The 23,118-nt window shown below is 72.4% G+C and carries 19 protein-coding genes; 4 read left to right on the top strand and 15 right to left on the bottom strand.

Annotation, left to right across the window (positions count from 1 at the left end; all coding sequences use genetic code 11):
* The 4 genes from R2B67_RS34210 to R2B67_RS34195 all read right to left on the bottom strand — a co-directional run bounded on the left by R2B67_RS34210 (position 1) and on the right by R2B67_RS34195 (position 4,256).
* Positions 1–1,257, bottom strand: coding sequence for a beta-ketoacyl-[acyl-carrier-protein] synthase family protein (locus R2B67_RS34210; RefSeq protein WP_317824277.1), 1,257 nt, complete (start codon positions 1,255–1,257; stop codon positions 1–3).
* Complete coding sequence (locus R2B67_RS34205; RefSeq protein WP_317825034.1) at positions 1,241–2,275, bottom strand: beta-ketoacyl-ACP synthase 3; 1,035 nt, start codon at positions 2,273–2,275, stop codon at positions 1,241–1,243. The genes R2B67_RS34210 and R2B67_RS34205 overlap by 17 nt, the downstream gene beginning before the upstream one ends.
* Positions 2,276–2,503: 228 nt before the next feature.
* Complete coding sequence (locus R2B67_RS34200; protein WP_317824276.1) at positions 2,504–3,469, bottom strand: carbohydrate kinase family protein; 966 nt, start codon at positions 3,467–3,469, stop codon at positions 2,504–2,506.
* Positions 3,470–3,701: 232 nt separating this feature from the next.
* Positions 3,702–4,256, bottom strand: a complete 555-nt coding sequence (locus tag R2B67_RS34195; protein ID WP_317824274.1) for a PadR family transcriptional regulator — start codon at positions 4,254–4,256, stop codon at positions 3,702–3,704.
* 125 nt (positions 4,257–4,381) lie between these two features.
* Here R2B67_RS34195 and R2B67_RS34190 point away from each other — a divergent pair, with 125 nt between their 5' ends.
* A complete protein-coding gene (locus R2B67_RS34190) occupies positions 4,382–4,807 on the top strand; it encodes a nuclear transport factor 2 family protein (RefSeq protein ID WP_317824272.1) in 426 nt (141 codons plus the stop codon).
* A 12-nt stretch (positions 4,808–4,819) separates the two neighbouring features.
* Here R2B67_RS34190 and R2B67_RS34185 read toward each other — a convergent pair whose 3' ends face one another.
* On the bottom strand, positions 4,820–5,671 hold the full coding sequence (locus tag R2B67_RS34185) for an ABC transporter substrate-binding protein (RefSeq protein ID WP_317824271.1): 852 nt from the start codon (positions 5,669–5,671) through the stop codon (positions 4,820–4,822).
* Between the two features lie 225 nt (positions 5,672–5,896).
* Here R2B67_RS34185 and R2B67_RS34180 point away from each other — a divergent pair, with 225 nt between their 5' ends.
* Positions 5,897–6,742 carry a M12 family metallo-peptidase gene (locus tag R2B67_RS34180; protein WP_317824270.1) on the top strand — a complete coding sequence of 282 codons (846 nt, stop codon included), beginning with the start codon at positions 5,897–5,899 and terminating at the stop codon, positions 6,740–6,742.
* A 64-nt stretch (positions 6,743–6,806) separates the two neighbouring features.
* Positions 6,807–7,817, top strand: coding sequence for a zinc-binding dehydrogenase (locus R2B67_RS34175; RefSeq protein ID WP_317824268.1), 1,011 nt, complete (start codon positions 6,807–6,809; stop codon positions 7,815–7,817).
* Here the strand turns inward: R2B67_RS34175 and R2B67_RS34170 are convergent.
* The 7 genes from R2B67_RS34170 to R2B67_RS34140 form a co-directional block, all read right to left on the bottom strand.
* The gene (locus R2B67_RS34170) at positions 7,801–8,733 is read right to left on the bottom strand and encodes a YihY/virulence factor BrkB family protein (protein WP_317824266.1); all 933 of its coding nucleotides are present in this window, start codon (positions 8,731–8,733) and stop codon (positions 7,801–7,803) included. The genes R2B67_RS34175 and R2B67_RS34170 overlap by 17 nt on opposite strands.
* 191 nt (positions 8,734–8,924) lie before the next feature.
* Positions 8,925–9,242, bottom strand: coding sequence for a cupin domain-containing protein (locus tag R2B67_RS34165; protein ID WP_109976627.1), 318 nt, complete (start codon positions 9,240–9,242; stop codon positions 8,925–8,927).
* A 172-nt stretch (positions 9,243–9,414) separates the two neighbouring features.
* Positions 9,415–10,422 (bottom strand): LacI family DNA-binding transcriptional regulator, encoded by a 1,008-nt coding sequence (locus R2B67_RS34160; RefSeq protein ID WP_317824264.1) that lies wholly within the window; start codon positions 10,420–10,422, stop codon positions 9,415–9,417.
* Between the two features lie 119 nt (positions 10,423–10,541).
* The gene (locus tag R2B67_RS34155; RefSeq protein WP_317824258.1) at positions 10,542–14,831 is read right to left on the bottom strand and encodes a discoidin domain-containing protein; all 4,290 of its coding nucleotides are present in this window, start codon (positions 14,829–14,831) and stop codon (positions 10,542–10,544) included.
* Positions 14,832–15,061: 230 nt separating this feature from the next.
* A complete protein-coding gene (locus R2B67_RS34150) occupies positions 15,062–16,249 on the bottom strand; it encodes a S8 family peptidase (protein WP_317824254.1) in 1,188 nt (395 codons plus the stop codon).
* Positions 16,250–16,353: 104 nt separating this feature from the next.
* Positions 16,354–17,487 carry a type III polyketide synthase gene (locus R2B67_RS34145; RefSeq protein ID WP_317825032.1) on the bottom strand — a complete coding sequence of 378 codons (1,134 nt, stop codon included), beginning with the start codon at positions 17,485–17,487 and terminating at the stop codon, positions 16,354–16,356.
* A 19-nt stretch (positions 17,488–17,506) separates the two neighbouring features.
* Positions 17,507–18,742 (bottom strand): cytochrome P450, encoded by a 1,236-nt coding sequence (locus R2B67_RS34140; protein ID WP_317824253.1) that lies wholly within the window; start codon positions 18,740–18,742, stop codon positions 17,507–17,509.
* 336 nt (positions 18,743–19,078) lie between these two features.
* Here R2B67_RS34140 and R2B67_RS34135 point away from each other — a divergent pair, with 336 nt between their 5' ends.
* The gene (locus R2B67_RS34135; RefSeq protein WP_317825030.1) at positions 19,079–20,230 is read left to right on the top strand and encodes a Dyp-type peroxidase; all 1,152 of its coding nucleotides are present in this window, start codon (positions 19,079–19,081) and stop codon (positions 20,228–20,230) included.
* On the opposite strand, the gene R2B67_RS34130 is transcribed toward R2B67_RS34135, so the two are convergent.
* The 3 genes from R2B67_RS34130 to R2B67_RS34120 are packed head-to-tail and all read right to left on the bottom strand — an operon-like array spanning position 20,161 to position 23,113.
* On the bottom strand, positions 20,161–21,042 hold the full coding sequence (locus R2B67_RS34130) for an ABC transporter ATP-binding protein (protein ID WP_317824246.1): 882 nt from the start codon (positions 21,040–21,042) through the stop codon (positions 20,161–20,163). The genes R2B67_RS34135 and R2B67_RS34130 overlap by 70 nt on opposite strands.
* Positions 21,039–22,112 carry a FecCD family ABC transporter permease gene (locus R2B67_RS34125; protein ID WP_317824228.1) on the bottom strand — a complete coding sequence of 358 codons (1,074 nt, stop codon included), beginning with the start codon at positions 22,110–22,112 and terminating at the stop codon, positions 21,039–21,041. The genes R2B67_RS34130 and R2B67_RS34125 overlap by 4 nt, the downstream gene beginning before the upstream one ends.
* Positions 22,109–23,113 (bottom strand): FecCD family ABC transporter permease, encoded by a 1,005-nt coding sequence (locus tag R2B67_RS34120; protein ID WP_237329349.1) that lies wholly within the window; start codon positions 23,111–23,113, stop codon positions 22,109–22,111. Before R2B67_RS34120 ends, R2B67_RS34125 begins: the two co-directional genes overlap by 4 nt.
* Positions 23,114–23,118: the final 5 nt, after the last annotated feature.

The following is a 23,118-nucleotide window of genomic DNA, read 5'->3' as shown; positions in this document are numbered from 1 at the left end:
TCAGGTGCGTTGGAAGGCGAGCGCCACGTTGTGTCCGCCGAAGCCGAAGGAGTGGCTCACCGCGCGCTCGACCCGCTGGTGGCGGGGCTCCTTCACCACGCAGTCGAGCGGGAACGCGTCGGGGAGGGCGTCCAGGTTGGCGATCGGCGGGATGAGGGAACGTTCCAGCGTCAGGACGGTGGCGACCGCCTCGATCGCGCCCGCCGCCGCGAGGGTGTGCCCGATGACGCCCTTGGGTGCGGTGACCGGGGGGCGGTGCGGGAAGAGCCGGGAGATGAGGGTGGTCTCCATGGCGTCGTTGAGGGGGGTGGAGGTGCCGTGGGCGTTGACGTGGTCGACATCGCCCGGCGCCCAGCCCGCCTGGTCGAGAGCAGCCTGGACCGCGCGCTGGGCGCCGCGTCCGTCGGGGGCCGGGGCGGTGGGGTGGTGGGCGTCCGTGCTGGAACCGGCCCCGGTGAGCAGGGCGCGGGCCCGGCCGCCCCGGGCGCGGGCCGCCTCCTCGCGCTCCAGGACGAGCATGGCGGCGCCCTCGCCGATCACGAATCCGTCCCGGTCGTCGGCGAACGGCCGGGATGCGCCCGCCGGATCGGCGGTACGGGTGGAGAGCGCGCCCATCCGCGCGAAAGCGGTCACCACCAGTGGCGTCAGCACCGACTCGGCGCCCCCGGCCACCACCACGTCGCAGGACCCGCCGAGCAGCAGATCGCGGGCGACGGCGATCGCGGTGGCCCCGGAGGCGCAGGCGGTGGCGGGGGCGAGGGACGGGCCGCCCGCCTTGAGGGCGATGGCGACCTCGCCCGCCGCCGCGTTGGGGATCATCATCGGGACGAGCAGCGGCGAGACCGCCTCAGGCCCCGAGGCGGCCAGCCTGGCGGCGTTGTCGACGAGGACGGAGACACCGCCGACGCCGACGCCGAGCACGACCCCGACCCGGCCGCCGTCCCACACCGCCGGGTCGAGACCGGCGTCGGCGACGGCCTGCCGGGCCGCGACGACGGCCAGTTTCACGAACCGGGCCATCCGCCACACCGAGCGGCCGCCCACCGCCTCGTCCAGGTCGACGGAGTCGACCGGGCAGGCGAAGTCGACCGGGAGACCGGCCAGTTCCTCGCAGTGCCGGGCGGTGGAGTGCCCGGAGCACAGCCCCTCCCAGAAGCTGTGCTCGTCAGCCCCTGCGGGTGTCACCAGGCCGACCCCCGTCACCGCGATGGCGGTGCCGGTGGCGGCTCCGGGGCCCTGATCAGCGGACTGCGACATGCTGTGTTCCTTCCGTAGAAATCGTCGAGTTGGTCTGCGGGGTCCCCGGCCACCGAAGTGCCGCCGAACCCCAGGTCAATCCGCCCCCGAACGCGGTGAGCAGCACCCGGTCCCCGCCCCGGAGCACGCCGCGCCCCGCCGCGTCGGCCAGGGCGAGGGGGATGGAGGCGGCGCCGGTGTTGCCGACCCGCTCCAGATGGGTGACGCAGCGCTGCGGCGCGATGCCGACCCGGTCCGCGACGGCGCGCAGGATCCGGGCGTTGGCCTGGTGCGGCACGAAGTGGTCGACCTCGGCCGGGTCCCAGCCCACCCGGTCGAGCAGCACGCGGCAGGAGCCGGTCATCCGCTCCACGGCATGCTGGTAGACGGTCTGGCCCTGCATCCGGAAGTACGCGTCCGACAGCGCGGGCGGTTTCCCGTCCGCGCGGGCCCGGGCGCCGCCGCCGGGGACGGTGATCAGGTCGCGGCCGGTGCCGTCGCTGCCCAGGTCGAAGGCGAGCAGCTCACCGGGGTCACCGGTGCGCCCGGCCGCCACCAGGGCAGCGCCCGCCCCGTCGCCGAAGACAACGCCGGCCGAGCGGTCGTCGGGGTCGAGCCAGGTCGAGTAGACGTCGGCGCCGACCAGCAGGATGCGCTCGTAGAGCCCGGAGGCGACGAGGCCGTGGCTCAGGGCGAGCCCGTAGACGAAGCCGCTGCACACGGCGGCGATGTCCAGCGCCGGTACGGTGCCGAGCCCGAGCCGGGCCGCGAGGGCGGGGGCGGTGGCGGGGCAGAGGTGGTCGGGGGTGGCGGTGGCGAGGACCACCGCGTCGACCGGGCCCGCCGCCGGGGAGCCCGCGAGCAGCCGGGAGGCCGCCTCGTAGGCGAGGTCACCGGTGGCGGTCCCGGGCGCGGCGCGGTGCCGGCTGCCGATCCCCGTACGGCGGCGGACCCAGGCGTCGTCGACGCCCCAGCCGGCGGGCAGCCGGTCGTTGGGGACCGGCTCGCCCGGCACCCAGCCCGCCACGCTCTCCAGCACCGCCGTGCGCCCGCCGCCACCGCCCGCTAAGGCACGCTCCCGCGCCTGCGGCCCCGCCCCGCTGCCCACTGCCCGTCTGCTCGCCACCCGCTACCCCGATCCCGTTGTCATACTGCGAACGGTTGACGAACGGCGGGACGCCTGGCGAGGGTGCGTTCGACTGGGCCGAACGGGTCATGACGGTTTGTCAGTTCTGGGCGAGCGCCTCCGGAAGCCCCCTGAGCCCCGTCACGGGCGAGCGCCTCCGGAAACTCCGTGAGCCCCGCTACGGGCCAGCGCCTCCCGGAGCTCCGCCGCGTCGGGCGGGTTGGCGCCGGCCCGGGAGACGGTGACGGCGGCGGAGGCCACCGCGTGGCGCAGTACGTCGGTGACGGTGTCCCGGTCCACGGCGTGCAGGGCGCCCCTGGCTCCGGCGCCGAGGAGGCCGTGCGCGGCCAGCGCGTGCAGGGTGCCCGACATGAACGCGTCGCCCGCGCCCACGGTGTCCACCACCTCGACCGGCGCGGCCTCCACCGTGATCCGCCCGCCGGGCAGCACGGCCAGGGCCCCGTCACCGCCCCGGGTGACGAGGACGGCGGCGGGTCCGCCCTCCAGCCAGCGGGCGGCGACCTTCTCCGGCTCCTCCCCCGGGTACAGCCACGCCAGGTCCTCGTCGCTCGCCTTGACCAGATCGCTCAGCGCGACGCACTCCTCGACCCGGGCCACGGCCGCCGCGTGGTCGCCCATGAGGGCGGGCCGCACATTGGGGTCGTAGCTGACGGTCGCGGTGGCCCGGGCTCCCCGCACGATGTCCAGGACCGTGGCCGACCCCGGCTCCACCACGGCACCGATCGACCCGGTGTGCACATGGCCCGGGGCGGGTTCCACAGTGACCGGGGCGAGGGTCCAGGCGATGTCGAACGCGTACGAGGCCTGCCCGGCCCCGTCCAGGGTGACGACGGCCGACGGGGTGGCGGCCGCGGAGCCGTCGGTACGGACGGTGACGCCGGCGGAGGCCAGGTGGTCCCGGATGAGCCGCCCGTTCGGGTCGGGGCCGAGCTGGGTGAGGAGAGTCGCGCGGCGGCCGAGACGGGCCAGGCCGTAGGCGACGTTGGCGGGGCTGCCGCCGGGGTGGACCCTGTCCTCCTGGTCCGGCTGCCGGACGATGTCGGCGACGCATTCGCCGACGACCAGCAGTTCGCTGTGGTCGAGCATGGGGGTGGATCTCCTCAGCTGCTGTCGCGTGGGTGCTCTCAGGTCCTCCGCACCCATTCAGCCCGATCCTGCCCCTTCGGCGGAAGCCACCCGGTCCATCGGGCACCGGCCGGTCACCGTTCGGGCGCCGATCCGGCCGGAACGGGCTGCGCGGAAGGCAGGGGCACCTGCGGACCTGGGGCGGCCCGGCGGGCCCAGAGCAGGACCACGGCCAGCACGACCCCGGCGGCCATCAGGCGGACCGCGCCCGCAGGACGTCGATGACCTCCCGGCACCAGTCCCGGTTGGCCCGCTCGAAGGCGAGCCCGCGCCGGCATGTCAGATAGGGCCCGATCCGCTCCCCGTACCGCAGGAACTCCCCCTCCGGCCGGTCGCCGCGCATCCCCTTCAGCAGCGCCTCGAACTGCGCGGCCTTGGCCTCGGCGAATTCCGCCCGCTCGGTGAGCCGGGCGATCAGCTCGGCGGCGTCGAGATGGTCCGCCACCTGGACCTTGACGAGCAGATCGTCCCGGATGAACGAGGGCTTGGCGGCGACCGCCGCGAAGCGCTCCAGCTCGGCGAGGCCGTCGTCGGTGACCCGGAAGAGGCGCTTGTTGGGCCGGGTGTCCTGCACGACCTCGCGCCCGGCGACCAGGCCTTCCTTCTCCAGCTTGGCGAGCTCGGCGTACAGCTGCTGGGGCAGTGCGTGCCAGAAGTTGGCGACGCCCATGTCGAACGCCTTGGCGAGCTGGTACCCGCTCAGCTCCTCGTCGAGCAACGCCGCCAGCACGGCGTGACGCAGGGCCATCGGACCGCCCCCTCTCCTGTCCACCCACCCCTGTCCAGGAGTGCGCGGCCCATGATAGTCATGGAAGTGACTACTCATATTTATGACTAGTCACTTTCCCAAGCAACAGCCTTCGAGGAGACGCCATGACCAGCGCAGTGGACCGCTTCCGCACGGCCGTGAACACCCGCGACCTCAGCGCCCTGGACGATCTCTTCACCGAGGACATCCGGTTCTACAGCCCGGTGAAGTTCACCCCGTTCGAGGGGCGGCCCATGGTGCTGGGACTCTTCGGGGTGCTGCTGCGCACCTTCGAGGACTTCCGTTACGTCGGAGAGTTCGCGGGCACAGCGCAGACCAGCGTGGACGGCGCCGAGGCCCCGGCCGCGGTCCTGCTCTTCCGGACCACCGTGAACGGCAAGGAGATCCACGGCATCGACATGGTCCACCTCGCCGAGGACGGGCGGATCAAGGAGTTCACCGTGATGGTCCGCCCCCAGTCCGCCGTCCACGCGCTCGGCGAGGCGGTCCTCGCCGGGCTCGTGGCCGACGGGCTGGTCCCGACGGAGTAGGTGGCCGCGCGCCTACCCCTCCAGCGCGTCCGCGACCAGGCCGAGGAAGCGGGCGTGGTCGCGGGGCCCGTACAGGGGCTCCGGGTTCCACGGCACGACGGGCGCCGCGCCGTACTCGTCTCCGCGCAGTTCGTCGAGCGGGGCGGCGTGGGCGCGGATGTCGGTGAGGATCACGTCGGGGCGCAGCGCGAAGGTGTCCGCCCGGTCGAGGGTGGACCAGTTGGCCCCGGGGCCCGGGGCCGGCTCCACCAGGTGAACGCCGAGCTCGGTCAGGACGCGCAGCTCGGGCCACATCTTGGGGCGGGCGACATGGGCCTGGTCGGGTCCGGCCGGGGAGAGGGCGAGCACGCGGGGCGTTCCGGCGGCGGCGATCGTCCGCAGCCGCTCCCGGGCGGCGTCGAGGTCGGCGTCCGCGTCGGCGCGGTCCTCGGCGCCGAGCGAGCGGGCCAGTTCGGCGAACCGGTCGCCGATCTCCTCGAACGTCCGGGCCTGGCTGACATCGATGACGACGACCGGGACCCGCTCCTCCAGCGGCTTGGCGGTCTCCGGCGCCAGCCCGTACACATGGCCGTTGCCGTAGCTCACCGCGACCACCAGATCCGGCCGGCCGCTCAGCAGCCGCTCCACGTCCAGCCCGCTGCCCGCGCCGACGTACGCGACCTCGTCCAGCGGGAGCGTCCCGGTCTTGGCGCGGTCGGGGTCGGGGCCGTCGTGGTCGGAGCCGAAGATCGCCTGCGGCCGTATGCCGAGGCCCCACAGCGTCGCCCCGGCCTGGACGTAGGCGAGCACCCGCTCGGGCCGCCGGGGTGCCGTCGACAGCTGACCCCGGTCGTCGGAGAAACGCCATTCGCTCTGTTCCGTCACGCCACACACGCCCCTCTGCCACCGACTGCCGTACCGCTTGTGCGAGTTCGTACAGGTGTACCTGCCCACCTCTTCACCTCGACACCCCTCGGCCCGGCACCAACCTTCGTACCACCCGGTATCCGGCGCGACAGGCGGCCGGGGTCACTGAGTGTTAGAAAGAGGCACGTTCAGCGACCAGGGCAACCCCCTCCGCCCGCCCTCTCCGGATGGAGCCAACTCCCCATGCGCGCACCTCTCCTGAAAGCGGTTCTGGCTGTCGGCATCGCGGCGTCCCTCTGTGCCGCCCCGTTCCTCACCGATACGTCGGCGAGCGCCCCGGCCACTCCGGCGGCGGCTTCGGGAGCGATGAGATGTCCCGTCGTCGACGTCCTGGTGGTCCACACGCCCAAGGCCGCGGAGCGGCTCGGCGGCGAGCACCGGGTTCCGGCGTCGGCCCAGCGGATCGCGACCCGGATGAACCGCTCGCTGGCCGCGGACGGGCTCTGCGGGATCATCCGGGTCGTCCATCCGTACACGGCGAAGGGCTACGACGGCTCGGAGGAGTTCCGCGCCGCGTACGCCGTACTGAAGGACCACACCTCCGGGCTCGGGCGCCAGGTGCACGAGCAGCGTGAGCGGTACGGCGCCGATCTGGTGACGCTCGTCGTGGAGCGGGCCGAGCGCGGCGGCGGCACGGCGGACTACACGTCCGCTCTCGACAGCTCGTCCGACGAGTACGCGTACGCCGTCGTCGAGGTCGACGGGATCGAGCTGGACTCGGCGAGCCACGAGATCGGGCACAACCTGGGCCTGGCCCACGACCGCACGACGCTGGCGACGGACGGCGGCGGGTCGATGAATGTGAGCCGCACCCGCCCGTACAACACCGGCTGGATCACCGAGGACGGGCGGCACTACACCCTCATGGCGTACCGCGCCGCGTGCGGCACCCACTGCAAGCGCATCAGCCGGTTCTCCAGCGCCGAGGGGCTCTGGAAGGGTCACCGGCTCGGCGACGCGTCGAACGACAGTGTGCGGGTGCTGCGCGAGACGATGCCGATCGTGGCCGGATACCGTTCGAAGGCCTGACCGGCCGGGTCCCGTGGCCCGTGACCGGATCGAACCGTCACGCCGTCACGAGAAGGACCCCGCCATGGACCGCATGCGCGCCGTGCGCCTGCACCTGCCCACCCGCACGCTCTCCGTCGAGGAGGTGCCGAAGCCGGTGCCGGGGCCCGGCGAGGTGCTGGTGAAGGTGGCGGCGGCCGGGGTCTGTCTCTCCGATGTGCATCTTGTCGACGGCACGCTCACGCCCCTGTATCTCGAAGCAGAATCGGTCACTCTGGGCCATGAGGTGGCCGGGACGGTCGAGGCGCTGGGACCGGGGGTCGACGGCTGGAGCGCCGGGCAGCGGGTGGTCCTCCAGGCGGGCGAGCGGCGCGGAGGCCGGACCCACACGCGGGGTGTCGACTACGACGGCGGCTGGGCCGAGTACGCCCTCGCCTCCGTCGCCACCCTGGTCGCCCTGCCCCTCACGCTCCCCCTCGACCAGGCGGCGATCATCCCGGACGCGGTCTCCACCCCCTGGGCGGCGGTCACCGCCACCGGTGAGGTGCGCCCGGCGCAGGCCGTCGGGGTGTGGGGCGCGGGCGGGCTCGGGGCGCACGCCGTGCAACTCCTGCGGGCGGTGGGCGCGTACCCGGTGATCGCGGTGGACCCGGCCCCCGCCGCCCGCGACCGGGCCCTGCACTTCGGGGCCGATCTGGCGCTGGACTCCGGCGACCCGCTGCTGCGGGAGCAGGTGCTCGGGGCGACGGGCGGCGCGGGCCTGGAGGCGGCCTTCGACTTCGCGGGCGCACCCGCCGTCCGGGAGCAGGCGTTGGGCGTGCTGGCACCGAAGGGGCGCCTGGTGCTGGTGGGGCTGAGCGACCAGCCGCTGACGGTCGCCCACTCCACCCGGTTCAGCTATCTCCAGCACCGGATCCTGGGGCACTACGGCTCCGAGGAGCACCATGTGGCGCAGCTCGTCCGGCTCGCCGAGGGCGGGCGGCTGGACTTCTCCCGGTCGATCACCGACGTACTGCCGCTGGAGGAGGCGGCGACGGCGGTGCGGCGGATGGAGACCAAGGAGGGCGACCCGGTCCGCCTCATCCTGCGGCCGTAGCGGGGTCCTCCTTCGGCTCCGGCGCCTTCACCGGCTGCGGGCGGTCCAGCTCCACGTTGAACTGGGCCCCGGCGAGCAGCGAGAGGTTGGCGAACCAGACCCAGATCAGGAAGACGACCAGGCCGGCGAGGGAGCCGTAGAGCCTGCTGTAGCTGCCGACCTGGGTCGCGTACAGGGCGAACAGGGCCGACGCGGTCAACCAGAGGAACGCGGCCAGCACGCCGCCGGGCAGGCCCCGGCGGACACCGCGCGCGGAGCGGGGGCCGGTGCTGAAGAGGACCATGATCAGGCAGGCGACGAGGCAGAGCAGCACCGGCCACTTCAGGACCACCCACAGGGTCTCGCCCTCGTGGGGCAGGCCGACGCGGCGGCCGAGCCAGCGGGCCAGGGGGCCGGTCATCACGAGGGCGAAGGCGCTGGTCATCAGAAGAATGAGCAGACCGATCGCCGAGACGACGATGATGTGCGCCTGCCGCAGGGGCGGGCGGTTGTCCCGCACACCGTGCATGGCGTGCATCGCGCGGCGGAAGACCGCGAGATAGCTGCACGCGGACCACACGGCGCTGACGGATCCGGTCGCGACGAGCAGCCAGACGGCGGAGCGCTTCTCGGTGGCGGCCTCCAGCGGGCGGCGCAGGGCCTCCCCGGACTCGGCGGGGGCGAAGGCGGTGATGTCGGCGATCAGGGCGGTGGTCGCGTCGGGGTTGGCGAGGCCGATCACGGAGACGGTGACGAGGAGGGCCGGGAGCAGCGCGAGGATCGCGTAGTAGGTGAGGGCGGCGGCCCAGTCGGTGATGTCGTCGTTCCACAGCGAGAGGGGGGTGCGGCGCAGGGCGGTCAGCCAGTGGCGCGGCGTGCGGGGGCGCCCGGCGGCGGGGGCGGTGCGTTCCGCGGCTGCGGCGGTCTGGGTGGTCAAGCTGGTTCTCCGGGGACGTGGTCGGACGCGGCGGGCGGGGTGCTCGTCCGACGGACGCCCCGGCTTCCCTCGATCCTCTCCTGCCACGTCCCGGCCCGGACACACCTGCCCGGGCCGTACGGCCTTCCCGGATGCTCCGTGGGTCGTCTGTTCCGTGCCTCGTCGGCGCGCGGTGAGCCGTCGACGGGCGGTCAGTCGTTCACGGCCGTGAGCAGGACCACCGCGTCCTGGAGGGCCAGCAGCCCGTGCCGCTCCTGCGGGACCGGGTGGAGCGTGCCGGCCGGGAGCTCGGCGTCGCCGGAGCCGGCGGTGAGGCGGACCGTGCCGCGCAGCACCAGGAGGGAGGCGGCGGGCGGGGCGTTGTGTTCGTCGAGCGCCGAGCCGGAGGTGAGGGCGATCACCGTCTGGCGCAGGGGCGGTTCCTGGATGAGGAGATGCGCGCTGCGGCCGTGTGCGGACGCGCGGGCGGCGGTCAGGTGCTCCTCGGCGAGTGCGTTGAGGTCGTCCATGCTGCCCACTCTGCCGCAGCGCCTGCCGCCCCGCGATCGTGCCGGACGCGGGGTGACCGGGCGGATCGCGGAGCCTGGAGCGGGGCCGTCGGATGAACGCAGAATTTCCCGCATGTTACGCAAGTGGGCGACAGCTGTACGCACAAGTCGGCGGCCACGGGGGCACCGTGCCTCAGCGGGGCGCTTTCGCGGTCGAGCCGCGTACCACCAGCTCCGGCTCGAACAGCAGCTCCCCGGGCGGCACCGCACCGCCCTGGATGCCCGCGCAGAGCAGCTCCACGGCCGCTCGGCCCATGGCCTCGATGGGCTGGCGGATCGTGGTGAGCGGGGGTTCGGTGCAGTTCATGAAGGCCGAGTCGTCGAAGCCCACGACCGAGACGTCCGACGGCACCCCGAGGCCGCGCCTGCGGGCCGCCCGGACCGCGCCCAGCGCCAGTGGGTCGCTGGCGCAGATGATGCCGGTGACGCCGCGCTCCAGCAGCCGGGAGGCGGCGGCCTGCCCGCCCTCCAGCGAGAACATCGACCGTTCGATGTCCTCCTCCGCCAGCTGCCCTCCGGTGGCCTCGGCGACCGAACGGGCCGCCGCCAGCTTGCGGCGGGAGGGCACATGGTCGGACGGGCCGATCACCACGCCGATGCGCTCGTGGCCGAGGGAGGCCAGGTGGCGCCAGGCGCGCTCGATGGCGACGGCGTCGTCGCAGGAGACGCAGGGGAAGTCGAGGCCTTCTATCGGGGCGTTGATCAGCACGACGGGGATGCGCCGCTCGGCGAGCCGGTGGTAGTGCTCGTGCGCCTCGTCCGCCTGCGCGAAGAGGCCGCCGGCGAAGACCACCCCGGAGACCTGCTGCTGGAGCAGGAGGTCCACGTAATCCGCCTCCGAGACGCCGCCCTTGGTCTGGGTGCAGAGGACCGGGGTGAGTCCCTGCTGGGCGAGGGCGCCGCCGATGACCTCGGCGAAGGCCGGGAAGATCGGGTTCTGGAGCTCGGGCAGGACGAGGCCGACCAGCCGGGCCCGTTCCCCCCGCAGCTGGGTGGGCCGCTCGTAGCCGAGGACGTCCAGCGCCGTGAGCACGGACTGCCGGGTGGCGCGGGACACCCCGGGCTTGCCGTTGAGCACCCGGCTCACCGTGGCCTCGCTGACCCCAACCTTCTTGGCAACCTGAGCAAGTCGTCGCGTCATGACCGCAAGGCTAACGTAAACTATGCAATTCTCAGACTTCTTGATGCAAGGAATGTACGCGGAAGGGGCGCCTCCCAGCCAACGGGAGGCGCCCCTTCGTACGGTCTGCCGACTCCTCCCTACGGGTTGAGGTTGATCTTGAAGGTGGAGGTGGTGTTCCTGATGTCCTGGGCGTTGTTGCTGAGCTTCAGACGGTTGAAGGTGACCTCACCGACCGCCGGACCCTGGCCCGCCTCCGGCATCTCGTTCGCCCAGAGCCCGAAGCCGGACTTGGCGTCGAAGGCGTCACCGCTCTTGCGCGCACCGGAGATCGAGACATCGGTGAGCACGGTGTCCTTGATCGGGAACTGCGGTTGTCCGCCGACGTAGTTCGTCTGGAACATGATGCCGCTGTACGTCGGATCGACGATGTCCACGTTCGAGATCCGGATGCCCTGGAACACCTTGGAGGCGGAGAAGAGCCAGATCCCGGGGAAGGTCTGCGAGCCCCAGAAGTGGCCGCCGGACCGGACGATCGAGACGTTCTCGATCTTCGTCGGCTGGGTCCCGAAACCGTTCATCGGGTAGCCGAAGTCCAGCGAGCTGACCGTGATCCCGGAGTAGACCAGGGTGTCGGCGATGTGGATGTTGCGGAAGGTGTTGTCGTAGCCGCCGTAGACGGCCACGCCTGCCGCCCGCCAGGTGAGGATCGAGGTCAGGTTCTCGTAGATGTTGTTCTTCATGTCCGCTCCCCCGGCGTCGATCGCCGAGAAGAGCGCGAAGCTGTCGTCACCGGTGGCGCGGGCCTCGTTGTTGGTCACGAGGTTGTCCGTGGACCCGTTGGTCATGTTGATGCCGTCGGCGAACATGTTGCGGATCCGGGAGTTCTTGATGGTGATGTTGTCGGTGTTGGCGCCCCAGTAGAGGCACACCATGTGCTCGTTCCAGATGTTGTCGATGACGATGTCCGACACGTTGGAGAAGTCGAACACCTTGCCAGGACCGTCGATGCGGGAGGTGTAGTTGCCGAAGTAGGCGAAGTTCGCGAACGAGGACCCCTTGGCACTGGCCTCGGCCCGGAAGCCGATGTCGGTGTTGTCCTGGGTGGCGGGGGCGTTGAACCGGGTGTACCAGGGCCCGGCGCCGACCACCTTGACGGCCTTGCCGTACACCTGGAACTTGCTGGCCGTGCTGTACTCACCCGGCGGGAGGTAGACACCGGTCAGGGTGCCGGTGGTGTCCATGCGGACCCGGTCCAGGGCGTTCTGGACGTCCTGGTGGGTGAACCCGGCCGGCACGGTGTACGTGGCGGGATTCGGGTTGGCGACCGGGGCGACCTGCTCCAGGCTGACGAAGTCGATGGCGTACCGGGAGGAGTTGGCGGCGTCCTTCTGGAGCCGGATCTTCGACCCGGCCGGGACGGTCTTCCCCAGCATGACGTTGGCCTCGTCATAGATGTGGCGGGGCGCTCCGGCGCCCGGGGAGTTGCCGGGTGCGGCCTCGTTCCCGTACAGCCAGGCGTACTTGGAGGTGAGGTCGATCGCCTTGAGGAAGGTGCCGTCGACGTAGACGTTCAGCGTGGAGTCGATGCCCCCGCCGCCCGCGGAGTCCGGGATGGAGAACCGGGTGACCAGGGTGTTGGTGGCCGCCCTGGTGGTGAACTCCACGTAGTTGCCGTTGTTGTTGAGGGTGACGGCCTTGCGTCCCGAGGCCTCGCCCGCGATGTCGCCGACGGTCCTGTTGGGGCCGACGACCTGGGCGCCGCCGCCCGTGGTGCCGTCCTCCGCCTCGTACATGTCGTACGGCATGTTGGCGCCGCGTCCGACGAAGAGGGACTCGGTGGAGGTGTTGTTCTCGCGCTTGACCGGGAGCTCGTTGGCGTCGGCCGCGAGGACCGTGCGCAGGGTGTACGAGCCGTTGGCGGCGGGCCAGGTGCCGAGGGTGACGGGTGCGGTGGTGGCGCCGGCCGCGATGACCCCGTTGTGCGCGCCGGTGAAGGTCTTCACCGTGGCGCCCTGGGAGTTCAGCAGCGTGAGCGTGATGCCGTGGCTGCCGGCGGCGGAGGCGATGGTGCCCTGGTTCTTGATGGCGACGGAGAAGGTGACCGTGTTGCCGGCCGCCGGGGCGGAGGGTGAGGTGGTGACGGAGCTCGCGACCAGGTCGGAGCTGGAGACCGGCTGCACGACCAGCGGGGAGGCGGCCGTGTAGGTGTTGTTGGTCTCGTTCTGCTCGATGACCTCGTTGTCCGGGTCCGCGACCGCGCTCAGGACGTAACTGCCCGCGCCCCGGGCGCCGATGGACGCGCTGACCTGGGTGGAGGCGCCGGCGGCCAGGGCGCCGACGTTGCCGGTGGCGGTCTTGGAGTCGCCGAGCCGGAACTCGACCTTGCTCGCCGGGGCGGCGAGCGCGCCCGCGTTGCGGACGGTGGCGGTCAGGGTGATGGTGTCGGACTCCACCGGGGTGGCGGGCGACGCGGTGATGCCGGTGACCTGGAGGTCGGGGTTGGCCGCCGGGGCGCCCAGCACCTGGAACTCGGCGACCTGGCCGGCGCCGGAGCCGCTGTTCGCGGTGAACTTCAGCTGGACGTCGGCGACGCGGGCGGAGACCGGGATGGTCACCGTGTTGCCGCTCGCCGGACTGAAGGCGTAATCCTTCGCGGCGACCAGGGAGTTGAGGGACGAGGAGCTCTGCTCGCGGCCCAGGACCTCGATGCGCTGGGTGCGCGGGCCCCAGCTGCTGTCCGGGTTGAGCTTGACGACGACGCTCTGGGTGTCGGCGTTGGAGCCGAGCTGGACGGTGAGGGTGTTGGGGTAACTGCCGCCCGCGCCTTCCCAGTAGGTGGAGGTGCTGTTGTCGTTGGCGTTGGCGGCGACGAAGGTGTGCACCACCGAGGAGGCCGTGATCGGCTTGTTGACCGCGAGGTTGGAGGCGGCGCCCGTGGAGCCGTTGCGGGTCACGGTGTTGCTGTCGGTGGAGACGTTGCCCGCCGCGTCCTTGGCCCGGACGACGTAGCTGACCGTGGTGGTGGCCGGCTGGGTGTCGGTGTACGTCAGGACGTTGCCCGCGACGGAGCCGCGCAGCACGTTGTTGGCGTAGATGTCGTAGCCGGTGACGCCCTTGTTGTCGGTGGACGCCTGCCAGGTGAGCCGGATCTGGCCGGCGGCCGGTTCGGTGAAGGCCAGTGCGGTGGGGGCGGTGGGGGCCTGGGTGTCGCCCGTGTCACCGGTGCGGGTGACGGTGTTGCTGTTGGGCGAGACGTTGCCCGCCGCGTCCTTGGCGCGCACGTAGTAGGAGACCGTCTGCCCGGCGGGCCGGGTGTCGGTGTAGGTGGTGACGTTGCCCGCGACGGAGGCCAGCAGGGTGTTGTTCGCGTAGACGTCGTAGCCGGTGACGCCGGTGTTGTCCGTGGCGGCCTTCCAGGTCAGCCGGATCTGGCCGGTGGCGGGCTCGGTGAACGCCAGGTCGGCCGGTGCGGTCGGGGCCTGGGTGTCGCCGGTCGCGGGGCCGTAGACCTCCAGCTCGGCCAACTGGGCCGAGGTGCTGCCCGAGTTGGCGGTGACCAGGACGCGTACGTACCGGGTGGTCGTGGGATCGAAGGAGATCGTCGCCGACTGTCCGCCCGCCGCGTCGAAGCGGTAGTCCTTGGAGGCGGTGAGGTCGGTGAACTCCGTGCCGTTGGTGGATGCCTGGAGCTTCAGCGTCTGGCTGCGGGCCGCCCAGCCGTCGGGGAGGCGCAGGACGACCCGGTCCACCCGGACCGACGATCCGAGGTCGGCCTCGATCCACTGCGGAAAGTCGTTCTCGCGGCTCGCCCAGTAGCTGGCCCGATTGCCGTCGTTGGCGTTGGCGGCGAAGTAACTTCCGTTGCTGCTACTGGCCTTGAGCGTCTTTCCGGCGGCGAGGTTGCCCGACGATGCGGCTGCCGCCCGGACCTCCAGCTCGGAGAGCTGGGCGGCCTGCCAGCCGGTGTTGGCGGTGATGTGGACCCGGACGAAGCGGGTCAGCGTGGCCGGGAAGGTCACCTTCACCGCGTTGGCGGAGCCCGGGCTGAAGGAGTAGGCCGCCGAGCTCTTCAGGGTGGCGAAGCTGGTGCCGTCGGCGCTGCCCTGGAGGGAGAGGGTCTGCGTGCGGCTCTCCCAGGACGGCGGGAGCTTCAGCGTCACCTCGTCGACCCGGGCGGCCGAGCCGAGGTCGGTCTGCACCCACTGGGGCAGGTTGCCGCCCGCGCTCTCCCAGTACGTCGACGCGTTGCCGTCGGTGATGTTGGGTGCGGGGTACTCGGCATGAGCGCTGCTCGCGGCCGCGGCCCGGCCCGCGGCGAGGTTGGGGCCGTCGGCCGCCGAAGCGGTGAGCGACGGCCAGCCGATCATCAGAAGACTGGTCGTGACCAAGGCGGATATCGCCCGCCATCTCCAGCGTTGGGCTCTCATAGCTCCCCGATCTTCGGCCTCGGCGCACGGCGCGACGAGGGCGCGGCTCTGGATCCGTAGTCAGGAAACACGCGATTCTGCACGCACTACGGCTCGGTTTTGCGTTGTGCGGTCAGAGAGTTGCAGAGAAATGAGAGACCGTCCACTGTTCCGGCAACAGCCGGACGCAGAAGGGGCCGGTGAGCGGAAGGCCCCTCGGCCGTCGCTCACCGGCCCCGGCCGGCGGTGTGTCAGAGGCCGCCGGTGTACAGCAGCAGATCCGGCGAGCCCTGGCCGAGGCCGGAGAGCACGTCGGGGGTGGCGGTGTCGGTCAGCCAGCGCGTGACAGCTGCCGGCGTGGCCGAGGGGTTGTCCTGCTTGTACAGGGCGGCGACTCCCGCGACGTGCGGGCTGGCCATGGACGTGCCGTTCAGGGAGACGGTGCCACCGCCGAGCTTCGCGGAGACGATGTCGGCGCCGGGAGCGTAGAGCGAGACACACGAGCCCCAGTTGCTGAACGCGGTCTCCCGGTCCTGGCGGTCGCTCGCGCCCACCGTGACCACGCCGTCGGCCGCGGCCGGGGAGACGTCACAGGCATCCTGGTCCTCGTTGCCCGCCGCCACGACGGGCAGGACGCCCGCGTCCGCGACGGCTTCGACGGCCGCGTCGACGGCCCGGGAGCGGGCCCCGCCGAGCGAGGCGTTCAGGACGGCGGGGGTCGAGCTGCCCGCCGCGTCCTTGGCCACCCAGTCGAACCCGGCGATGATGCCGGCCCAGGTGCCGCGCCCCTGGCAGTTCAGGACCCGCACGCCGACCAGGGAGGCGTCCTTCGCCACCCCGGAGACGGAACCCCCGACGGTGCCGGCGACATGGGTGCCGTGGCCGTTGCAGTCCTGCCCGTCACGGCCGTCGCCGACCGCGTCGTAGCCCTTGACGACCCGGCTGCCGAACTCGGCGTGACCGGCCTCGATCCCGGTGTCGACGACGTACACCTTCACGCCGTCACCCGTGGCGGTGGTGGTGAAGGTGTCGTCCAGCGGCAGGGCGCGCTGGTCGATCCGGTCGGTGCCCCAGGTGGCCGCGGGGGCCCGGAAGAGGCCGCCAGCCCGGGGCGTCTCCACGGCCACTTCGGCGTTCTCCTCGACGGCGAGAACACCGGGGACGGCCCGGACAGCCTCCAGTTCGGTGGCGGTGAGGGTGACGGCGAACCCGTGCAGGACATTCCCGTACGTGAACAACGGGCGGAGCCCGAACTCCTCCAGGACGGTGTCCGGGGAGAGTTCGGGCTCCAGGGTGACGATGTACTGCCCGGGGACGGCCCGGGCGGACCGCTCCACCGGGACCCCTTCCGGTCCGGTGTCGGCGGTGGCCGGGGTGGTGCCGATCAGCGGGGCGATCAGCAGCAGGGCGGCCGGGGCCCATCGGGCGCGCAGGCGCATGCAGGTCTCCTTGGGTGGGGTTACGTCCGCGGTGCGGGTGTGCGGCCGCGAAGCGCGAATACCCGGTCCTTCGTCCCCGCCGCCTGCGGCGCCTTAACACGGGTTCAGCCGGACAGCGCAACGCCCGCGTCGAGCTCCAGGTCCGCCAGCTCCCGGTCGGGGTCGACGGCCGGGTCGTGGTGCGTCCAGCTGCCGACCGCGACCTCGGCGGTGATGCCGGGTCCGAATCCGGCGATCAGGCCCTGCGCCGACTCGGCCGCACCGCCGTCGTCGAAGAGGCGGGCGAGCGCGTCGAAGACGACGGAGCTGGCGATGTTGCCGCGTTCGGTGAGGGTGGCCCGGCTGTAGCGGAACATCTCCATCGGCAGGTCGAGGAAGTGGCAGAGGTCGTCCAGGATGCGCGGGCCGCCGGCGTGGACGATGAAGAAGTCCATGGCGGGCACCGACCAGCCGTGCAGGTCGACCAGGTCCTTCAGGACCGGCGCGAGCATCTCCATGGTGCCGGGCACCCGCTTGTCCAGCAGGAAGTGGAATCCGGTGTCGCGGACGGCGTAGGAGATCCAGTCCTCGGTGTCGGGCACCAGGTGGGAGCCGTTGCGCTCCAGCTTCATGCCGGTGCCGCCCTGCCCCCGTACGACGGCGGCGGAGACGGCGTCCCCGAACAGGCCGTTGGAGAGCAGCGATCCGACGCCGATGTCGGTGGGCTGGTAGCAGAGCGAGCAGAACTCGCAGGAGACGATGAGGACGTTGGAGTCGGGGTAGGCGCGGCAGAAGTCGTGCGCCCGGTTGATCGCCGCGCCGCCGGCCGCGCAGCCGAGCTGGGCGATGGGCAGCTGTCTGGTCTCGGGTCTGAACCCCATGGTGTTGATGAGCCAGGCGGTCAGCGAGGGCATCATGAAGCCCGTGCAGGAGACGTAGACGATCAGATCGATGTCGGCCGGTTCGGTCCCGGCGTTGGCCAGGGCCTGCCGCACCACTTCGGGGACCCGGGTCTTGGCCTCGGCCTCGTACACCTGGTTGCGGAGTTCGAAGCCGGGGTGCTTGAGGGTCTCCTCGATCGGCTGGACCAGGTGCCGGGTCTGGACTCCGGTGTTCCGGATGAGCCTCAGGACGAGGTCGCGCTGGGGGTGCCCGTGGTGGGTCTCCCGGGCCAGCTCCAGGGTCTGCTGCATCGTGATGACGTGTTCGGGCACAGCGATGGCCGGTCGGCACAGGGTCGCCATGGGTTCTCCTCGTATCTGGGAGCGGAGGCTCTCGTCACCAGGTGACGGGCAGAGCCAGTGGGTAACGCCAGATGGACGTCGTGTTCCACCGGATGTCCTCCGGCTCCGCGTCGAGACGCAGGGCCGGGAAGCGGGCCAGGAGCGTGGCGAAGGCCACCTCCATTTCCATGGTGGCGAGCGGCGCGCCCAGGCAGTGGTGGGCGCCCCAGCCGAACGTCATGTGCGGGACGGACGGCCGGTCGGGGTCCAGCTCGTCGGGGCGGTCGAACTTGGCGGAGTCCCGGTTGGCCGTCAGGTACGACACATGGACCACGTCGCCGGCCTTGATGGCGACCCCGCCGAGCTCCACGTCCTCCAGGGCGATCCGGGGGATGCCGACGCCCTTGCGGAACGGGATGTACCGCAGCAGCTCCTCGATGGTGCGGGGCAGCCGCTCCGGTTCCGCCTGGAGCGTCTTCAGCAGCTGGGGCCGGGTGAGCAGGGTGTAGGCGATGTTGCCGAGTTCGTAGGTGGTGGTGTCCTGGCCGGTGATGAGCAGGACCATCGCCATGACGGCGAGTTCCTTGTCGTCGAGCAGTTCGTCGCCGTCGCGGGCGGTGGCCAGGGTGGAGATGAGGTCCTCGCCCGGGGAGCGGCGGCGCTCGGCGGTCAGCTCGGTGAAGTAGCCGCGCAGTTCGGCCTTGGCCCGTACGGCGTCCTCCTTGCCCGCCGCGCCGACGTTCATCATGGTCATGGCGTGGGCGCGGAGCCACGGGCGGTCGGCCTCGGGGATGTCGAGGGCCTCGCAGATGGTGATCAGCGGCAGCGGCGAGGAGACCCGGGCGACGAAGTCGGCGGGTGAGCCCTCGTCCTCCATCCCGTCCAGCAGCCGGTCCACGACCCGCTGGGTGCCCTCGCGCATCTGCTCGACGCGGCGCGGGGTGAAGCTCTTGGCGACCAGGCTGCGCAGCCGGCTGCTGGCGGGCGGGTCCATGAGGTTGATGGACTCGGCCTGGACGATCGGCTCCGGGGTCATCCGGGGGAAGTCCCGGCCGAGTACGGCGCTGCGGCTGAAGCGCCGGTCGGTGGTGACCGTCCGGACGTCCTCGTAGCGGGTGACGAGCCACGCCTCGCCCTCTCCGTACGCCATACGGATACGGGAGACGGGCTCCTCGGTCAGCAGTTCCTTGAGCTGGGGGTCGAACTCCAGTTGCTGTGCGAAGTCGAACGGACAGCTCCGTACGGTTTCCGTGTCCTGCGCCGAGGCGTGCTGCACCGAGGTGTTCTCCACCGAGGTTCTCCCAATGGCCGGTTCGGGGTGTGAGGCCGTCCCGGCTCCGGGCCGGGGAACAGACCTCCCCTGTGTCCCCCGCCGGGCCGCGAAACATGTCACTCACCCTCCGCAGTCAGCCGATCAGGGGGGCGTACGCCCCGGCGCTCAGCCGCCCGGCCCAAGCGACCCGCCATGCCCGGGGAAACCGTGCTGAGCTGGCGTTCCGCGCGGTAGGGCCGAGGAGCCGGAGCAGACCGCCGCGATCCCGGAAGGAGAACGGCCATGACGGAAAGTGACCAACGCCGGGATACGCGTCCCGGCCGACGGGTCTTCGTGCGGGGAGCCGCGAGTGTCGTGGGGGCCGCGGGCCTGACCGGCACGGTGGCGGTGGGGGCCGCTTCCGGCGCGCCGGCGGCCGTCGCCGGCGCCGACGACGGGCGGGTGCCGTTCCACGGGGCGCACCAGGCGGGGATCCTCACCCGGCAGCAGCGGTTCGGTGGTTTCGCCGCCTTCGACGTGCTCGCGCGCGACCGGGCCGAACTGGCGGCGCTCCTGAAGAAGCTGACCGCGCGGTGCCGCACCCTGACGGCCGGGGTCACCCCGCTGGACCCGGACGTGGCGGCGGTGCGGGGCCCGGAGGACCGGCTGACCATCACCGTCGGGGTGGGTGCCTCCCTGTTCGACGGACGGTACGGGCTGGCGGGGGCACGGCCGCCCGGACTCGTCCCGATGCCGGAGTTCCCCGGGGACCGGCTGGAGCCGGGGAGCTGCCACGGCGATCTCTCGGTGCAGGTCTGCGCCCAGCACCCGGACGCCGTCCTCCATGTCGTACGGGATCTGGCGCGGGAGACCTCGGGGCTGCTGCGGACGCGGTGGCGGACCGACGGCTTCCTCAACCCGCCGCGCCCCGAGGGCGCGCCGCGGTCGTTCGTCGGCTTCAAGGACGGCACCGCGCACCCGGACACGGCGTCCGCGCGGGAGATGAACCGGCTGGTCTGGGTCGGGCCGGAGGGGCCGGGCTGGGCGCGCGGCGGGAGCTACCAGGTGCTGCGCACCATCCGGTTGCGGGCCGAGGCGTGGGACCGGGTCCCCCTCGGCGAGCAGGAGCGGATCTTCGGCCGGCGCAAGTCGACCGGGGCGCCGCTCGACGGACGCAAGGAGAGCGACCTGCCCGACTACGGGCGGGACCCGGAGGGCCGGGTGACCCCGCTGGACTCGCACATCCGCCGGGCCAATCCGCGGACCGCCGGGAGCGAGGACTCGGTGCTGCTGCGCCGGAGCTACAACATCGACCGGGGCCTCGCGCCCGACGGCACCCTCGATGTGGGGCTGGTCTTCTGCTGCTACCAGCGGGACATCGCCCGGCAGTTCGCGACCGTGCAGAAGCGGCTGGAGGGCGAGCGGTTCGCCGACTTCAGCACCACGACGGGCGGCGGCTACTTCCTCGCGCTGCCGGGGGTGACCGGCTCCTCGGACTGGTACGGCTCCGCGCTGCTCGGCTCCTGAGGGCCCGGCCGCTCCCGCACGTGGTGGCGGCCGATCGGCAGCATCAGGGGGCGGCCGGAGACCGGGTCCTCGACGACGCGGCTCTCCAGGCCGAAGACCGCGCGGACTGTCGCCTCGGTGAGCACGTCGGCCGGGGAGCCTGCGGCGTGCAGCGTGCCGTCGGCGAGGGCGATGAGGTGGTCGGCGTACCGGGCGGCGAGGTTGAGGTCGTGGAGCACCATCACGATGGTGGTGCCGCGCGAGCGGTTGAGGTCGGTCAGCAGGTCGAGGACCTCGATCTGGTGGCTGGCGTCGAGGAACGTGGTGGGCTCGTCGAGCAGGAGCAGGTCGGTCTGCTGGGCCAGGGCCATGGCGATCCAGACGCGCTGGCGCTGGCCGCCGGAGAGTTCGTCGACCGCGCGGTCGGCGAGGGGTTCGGTCGCCGTCGCCTCCAGGGCCGAGGCCACGGCCGCGTCGTCCTTCTCGTTCCAGCGGGAGAACATGGACTGGTGCGGGTGGCGGCCCCGGCCCACTAGGTCGGAGACGGTGATGCCTTCGGGCGCCACCGGTGACTGCGGCAACAGGCCGAGCGTACGGGCCAGTTCCTTGGCGGGGAGGCGGTGCACCTCCTTGCCGTCCAGGACGACGCGGCCCTCGCGGGGGGCGAGGAGGCGGGACATCGAGCGCAGCAGGGTGGACTTGCCGCAGGCGTTGGCGCCGACGATGACGGTGATCGCGCCAGGCGGTACGGCCAGGTCGAGGGAGGAGACGACCGTACGGTCGCCGTAGCCGAGGGTGAGGTCTTCGGCGGTCAGTTGGTGGTCGGTGGTCATAGCGAGCCTCCCGCCCGGTTGGTGCGGATGATCAGGTAGACGAGGTAGGGGGCGCCGAGGACGCCGGTGACGACGCCCACCGGGTAGCGCTCGCCGAAGGCGAACTGGCCGGTGAAGTCGGCGACGAGGACCAGCAGCGAGCCGACGAGCCCGGCGGGCACCAGCAGGGAGCCGCCCGCGCCGACGATCCGGGCCGCGATGGGTCCGGAGAGGAACGCCACGAACGCGATGGGTCCGGCGGCCGCCGTGGCGAAGGCGATGAGCCCGACGGCGGCCACGATGACGGTGATCCGGGTGCGTTCGACCCGTACGCCGAGGGCGGAGGCGGTGTCGTCGCCGAGCTGCATCGCGGAGAGGCTGCGGGCCTGGCCGAGGAGGAGCGGGGTGAGGACGGCGGCCGCGGCGAGGGCGGGGAGGACCTGGTCCCAGGTGGCGCCGTTGAGGCTGCCGGTCAGCCAGCGCATCGCCTCCTGGAGGTCCCATTCGGCGGCCTGGGACAGGACGTAGGAGGTGATGCTGTCGAGCATGGCGGAGATGCCGATGCCGATGAGGATGAGCCGGGTGCCGACGACCCCGCCCCGGAACGCCAGGGAGTAGACGAGCAGGGCGACGCCGAGTCCGGCGGCGATGGCGAGGACCGAGACCTGCACCTCGCCGAGGGAGAGCGTGACGATGGCGATGGCCGCGGCGGCGCTCGCCCCGGAGCTGATGCCGATGATGTCGGGGCTGGCGAGGGGGTTGCGGAGCATCGTCTGGAAGGTGACACCGGCCAGGCCGAAGCTGAACCCGGCCACCAGGGCGAGGACCGCGCGCGGCAGCCGCAGCCGGCCGACGGTGAAGGAGGCGCCCGGCACCTGCTCGCCGAGGATGACGCGCCAGACGTCGCCGGGCGGGTAGAACGTACGGCCCGCCATCAGGGTCACGGCGAACGCGGCGACGACGAGGACGGCCAGGACGAGGATCACCAGGCGCCTGCGCGAGGCGCCGCGGATCCGGCGGCGGGTGGCGGCCGCGACGGACGCGGGCGACGCCTCCTGGGGGGCCGGCCGGGTGAGGGCGGGGGCGCTCACAGGGCACGCACCTTCTGTCGGCGGACGATGTAGATGAAGAAGGGGGCGCCGATCAGCGCGGTCACGATGCCCACGTCGATCTCCGCCGGGCGCGCGACGATCCGCCCGGCCACATCGGCGGCGGTGAGCAGGACGGCGCCGAGCAGCGCCGAGAGCGGCAGCAGCCAACGGTGGTCGACGCCGACGAGCAGCCGGCAGGTGTGCGGGACGACGAGGCCGACGAAGCCGATGGGCCCGGCGACGGCGGTCGCCGCTCCGCACAGCAGTACGGCGCCGAGCGCGGCCACCGCCCGGGCGACGGCGACCCGTTCACCCAGCCCGGCCGCCAACTCATCGCCCAAGGCGAGGGAGTTGAGGGCGCGGGCGGAGAGCAGGCAGATGGCGAAGCCGACCGCGAGGAACGGCGCCACCTGCCCGATGCGCTCGAAGGAGGCGCCGCCGACGCCGCCGATCTGCCAGAGCTTGAAGGATCCGGCGATGTCGTTACGGGGCAGGATGACGGCGCTCACGAGCGAGGCGAACGCGGCCGAGGTGGCGGCCCCGGCGAGCGCCAGCTTGAGCGGGGTGGCCCCGCCCCGCCCGAGCGTCCCGACGGTGTACACGAACAGGGCGGACAGGGCAGCCCCCGCGATGGCGACCCAGATGTAGCCGGTCGGCGAGGAGAGCCCGAAGAACGCGACGGCGGTGACGACGGCGAGCGAAGCGCCCATGTTGACGCCGAGGATGCCGGGGTCGGCCAGCGGGTTACGGGTCACGCCCTGCATCACCCCACCGGCCAGGCCCAGCGCCGCGCCGATGACGACCGCGAGAACCGTACGGGGGATCCGCTTCGTGGCCGCCGCCTGCCCGAGGGTCTCCTCGGCGCCGCCGAGCGCCGCCTGGACGTCGGCCCACGGCACATCGCGTGAGCCGAAGGCGATCGACGCCACCATGACGGCGGCCAGCGCGAGGACGGCGGCGAGGAGCCAGAGCGTGCGGACGCCCGCCGGACGCCGGGCCATGGTGG

Origin of the sequence: Streptomyces cyaneofuscatus, from assembly GCF_033109485.1 — a bacterium.
GTDB classification, from domain to species: Bacteria; Actinomycetota; Actinomycetes; order Streptomycetales; family Streptomycetaceae; genus Streptomyces; species Streptomyces cyaneofuscatus.
The sequence above is the reverse complement of the archived record's forward strand: the minus strand, read 5'-3'. Positions and strand labels throughout refer to the sequence as shown.

What these genes read in the sequence shown, in the direction of transcription:
- R2B67_RS34210 (WP_317824277.1), bottom strand. Translation starts at nt 1,257, where the DNA reads ATGTCGCAGTCCGCTGATCAGGGCCCCGGAGCCGCCACCGGCACCGCC.
- R2B67_RS34200 (WP_317824276.1), bottom strand. Translation starts at nt 3,469, where the DNA reads ATGCTCGACCACAGCGAACTGCTGGTCGTCGGCGAATGCGTCGCCGAC.
- R2B67_RS34195 (WP_317824274.1), bottom strand. Translation starts at nt 4,256, where the DNA reads ATGGCCCTGCGTCACGCCGTGCTGGCGGCGTTGCTCGACGAGGAGCTG.
- R2B67_RS34190 (WP_317824272.1), top strand. Translation starts at nt 4,382, where the DNA reads ATGACCAGCGCAGTGGACCGCTTCCGCACGGCCGTGAACACCCGCGAC.
- R2B67_RS34180 (WP_317824270.1), top strand. Translation starts at nt 5,897, where the DNA reads ATGCGCGCACCTCTCCTGAAAGCGGTTCTGGCTGTCGGCATCGCGGCG.
- R2B67_RS34175 (WP_317824268.1), top strand. Translation starts at nt 6,807, where the DNA reads ATGGACCGCATGCGCGCCGTGCGCCTGCACCTGCCCACCCGCACGCTC.
- R2B67_RS34165 (WP_109976627.1), bottom strand. Translation starts at nt 9,242, where the DNA reads ATGGACGACCTCAACGCACTCGCCGAGGAGCACCTGACCGCCGCCCGC.
- R2B67_RS34160 (WP_317824264.1), bottom strand. Translation starts at nt 10,422, where the DNA reads ATGACGCGACGACTTGCTCAGGTTGCCAAGAAGGTTGGGGTCAGCGAG.
- R2B67_RS34155 (WP_317824258.1), bottom strand. Translation starts at nt 14,831, where the DNA reads ATGAGAGCCCAACGCTGGAGATGGCGGGCGATATCCGCCTTGGTCACG.
- R2B67_RS34150 (WP_317824254.1), bottom strand. Translation starts at nt 16,249, where the DNA reads ATGCGCCTGCGCGCCCGATGGGCCCCGGCCGCCCTGCTGCTGATCGCC.
- R2B67_RS34130 (WP_317824246.1), bottom strand. Translation starts at nt 21,042, where the DNA reads ATGACCACCGACCACCAACTGACCGCCGAAGACCTCACCCTCGGCTAC.
- R2B67_RS34120 (WP_237329349.1), bottom strand. Translation starts at nt 23,113, where the DNA reads ATGGCCCGGCGTCCGGCGGGCGTCCGCACGCTCTGGCTCCTCGCCGCC.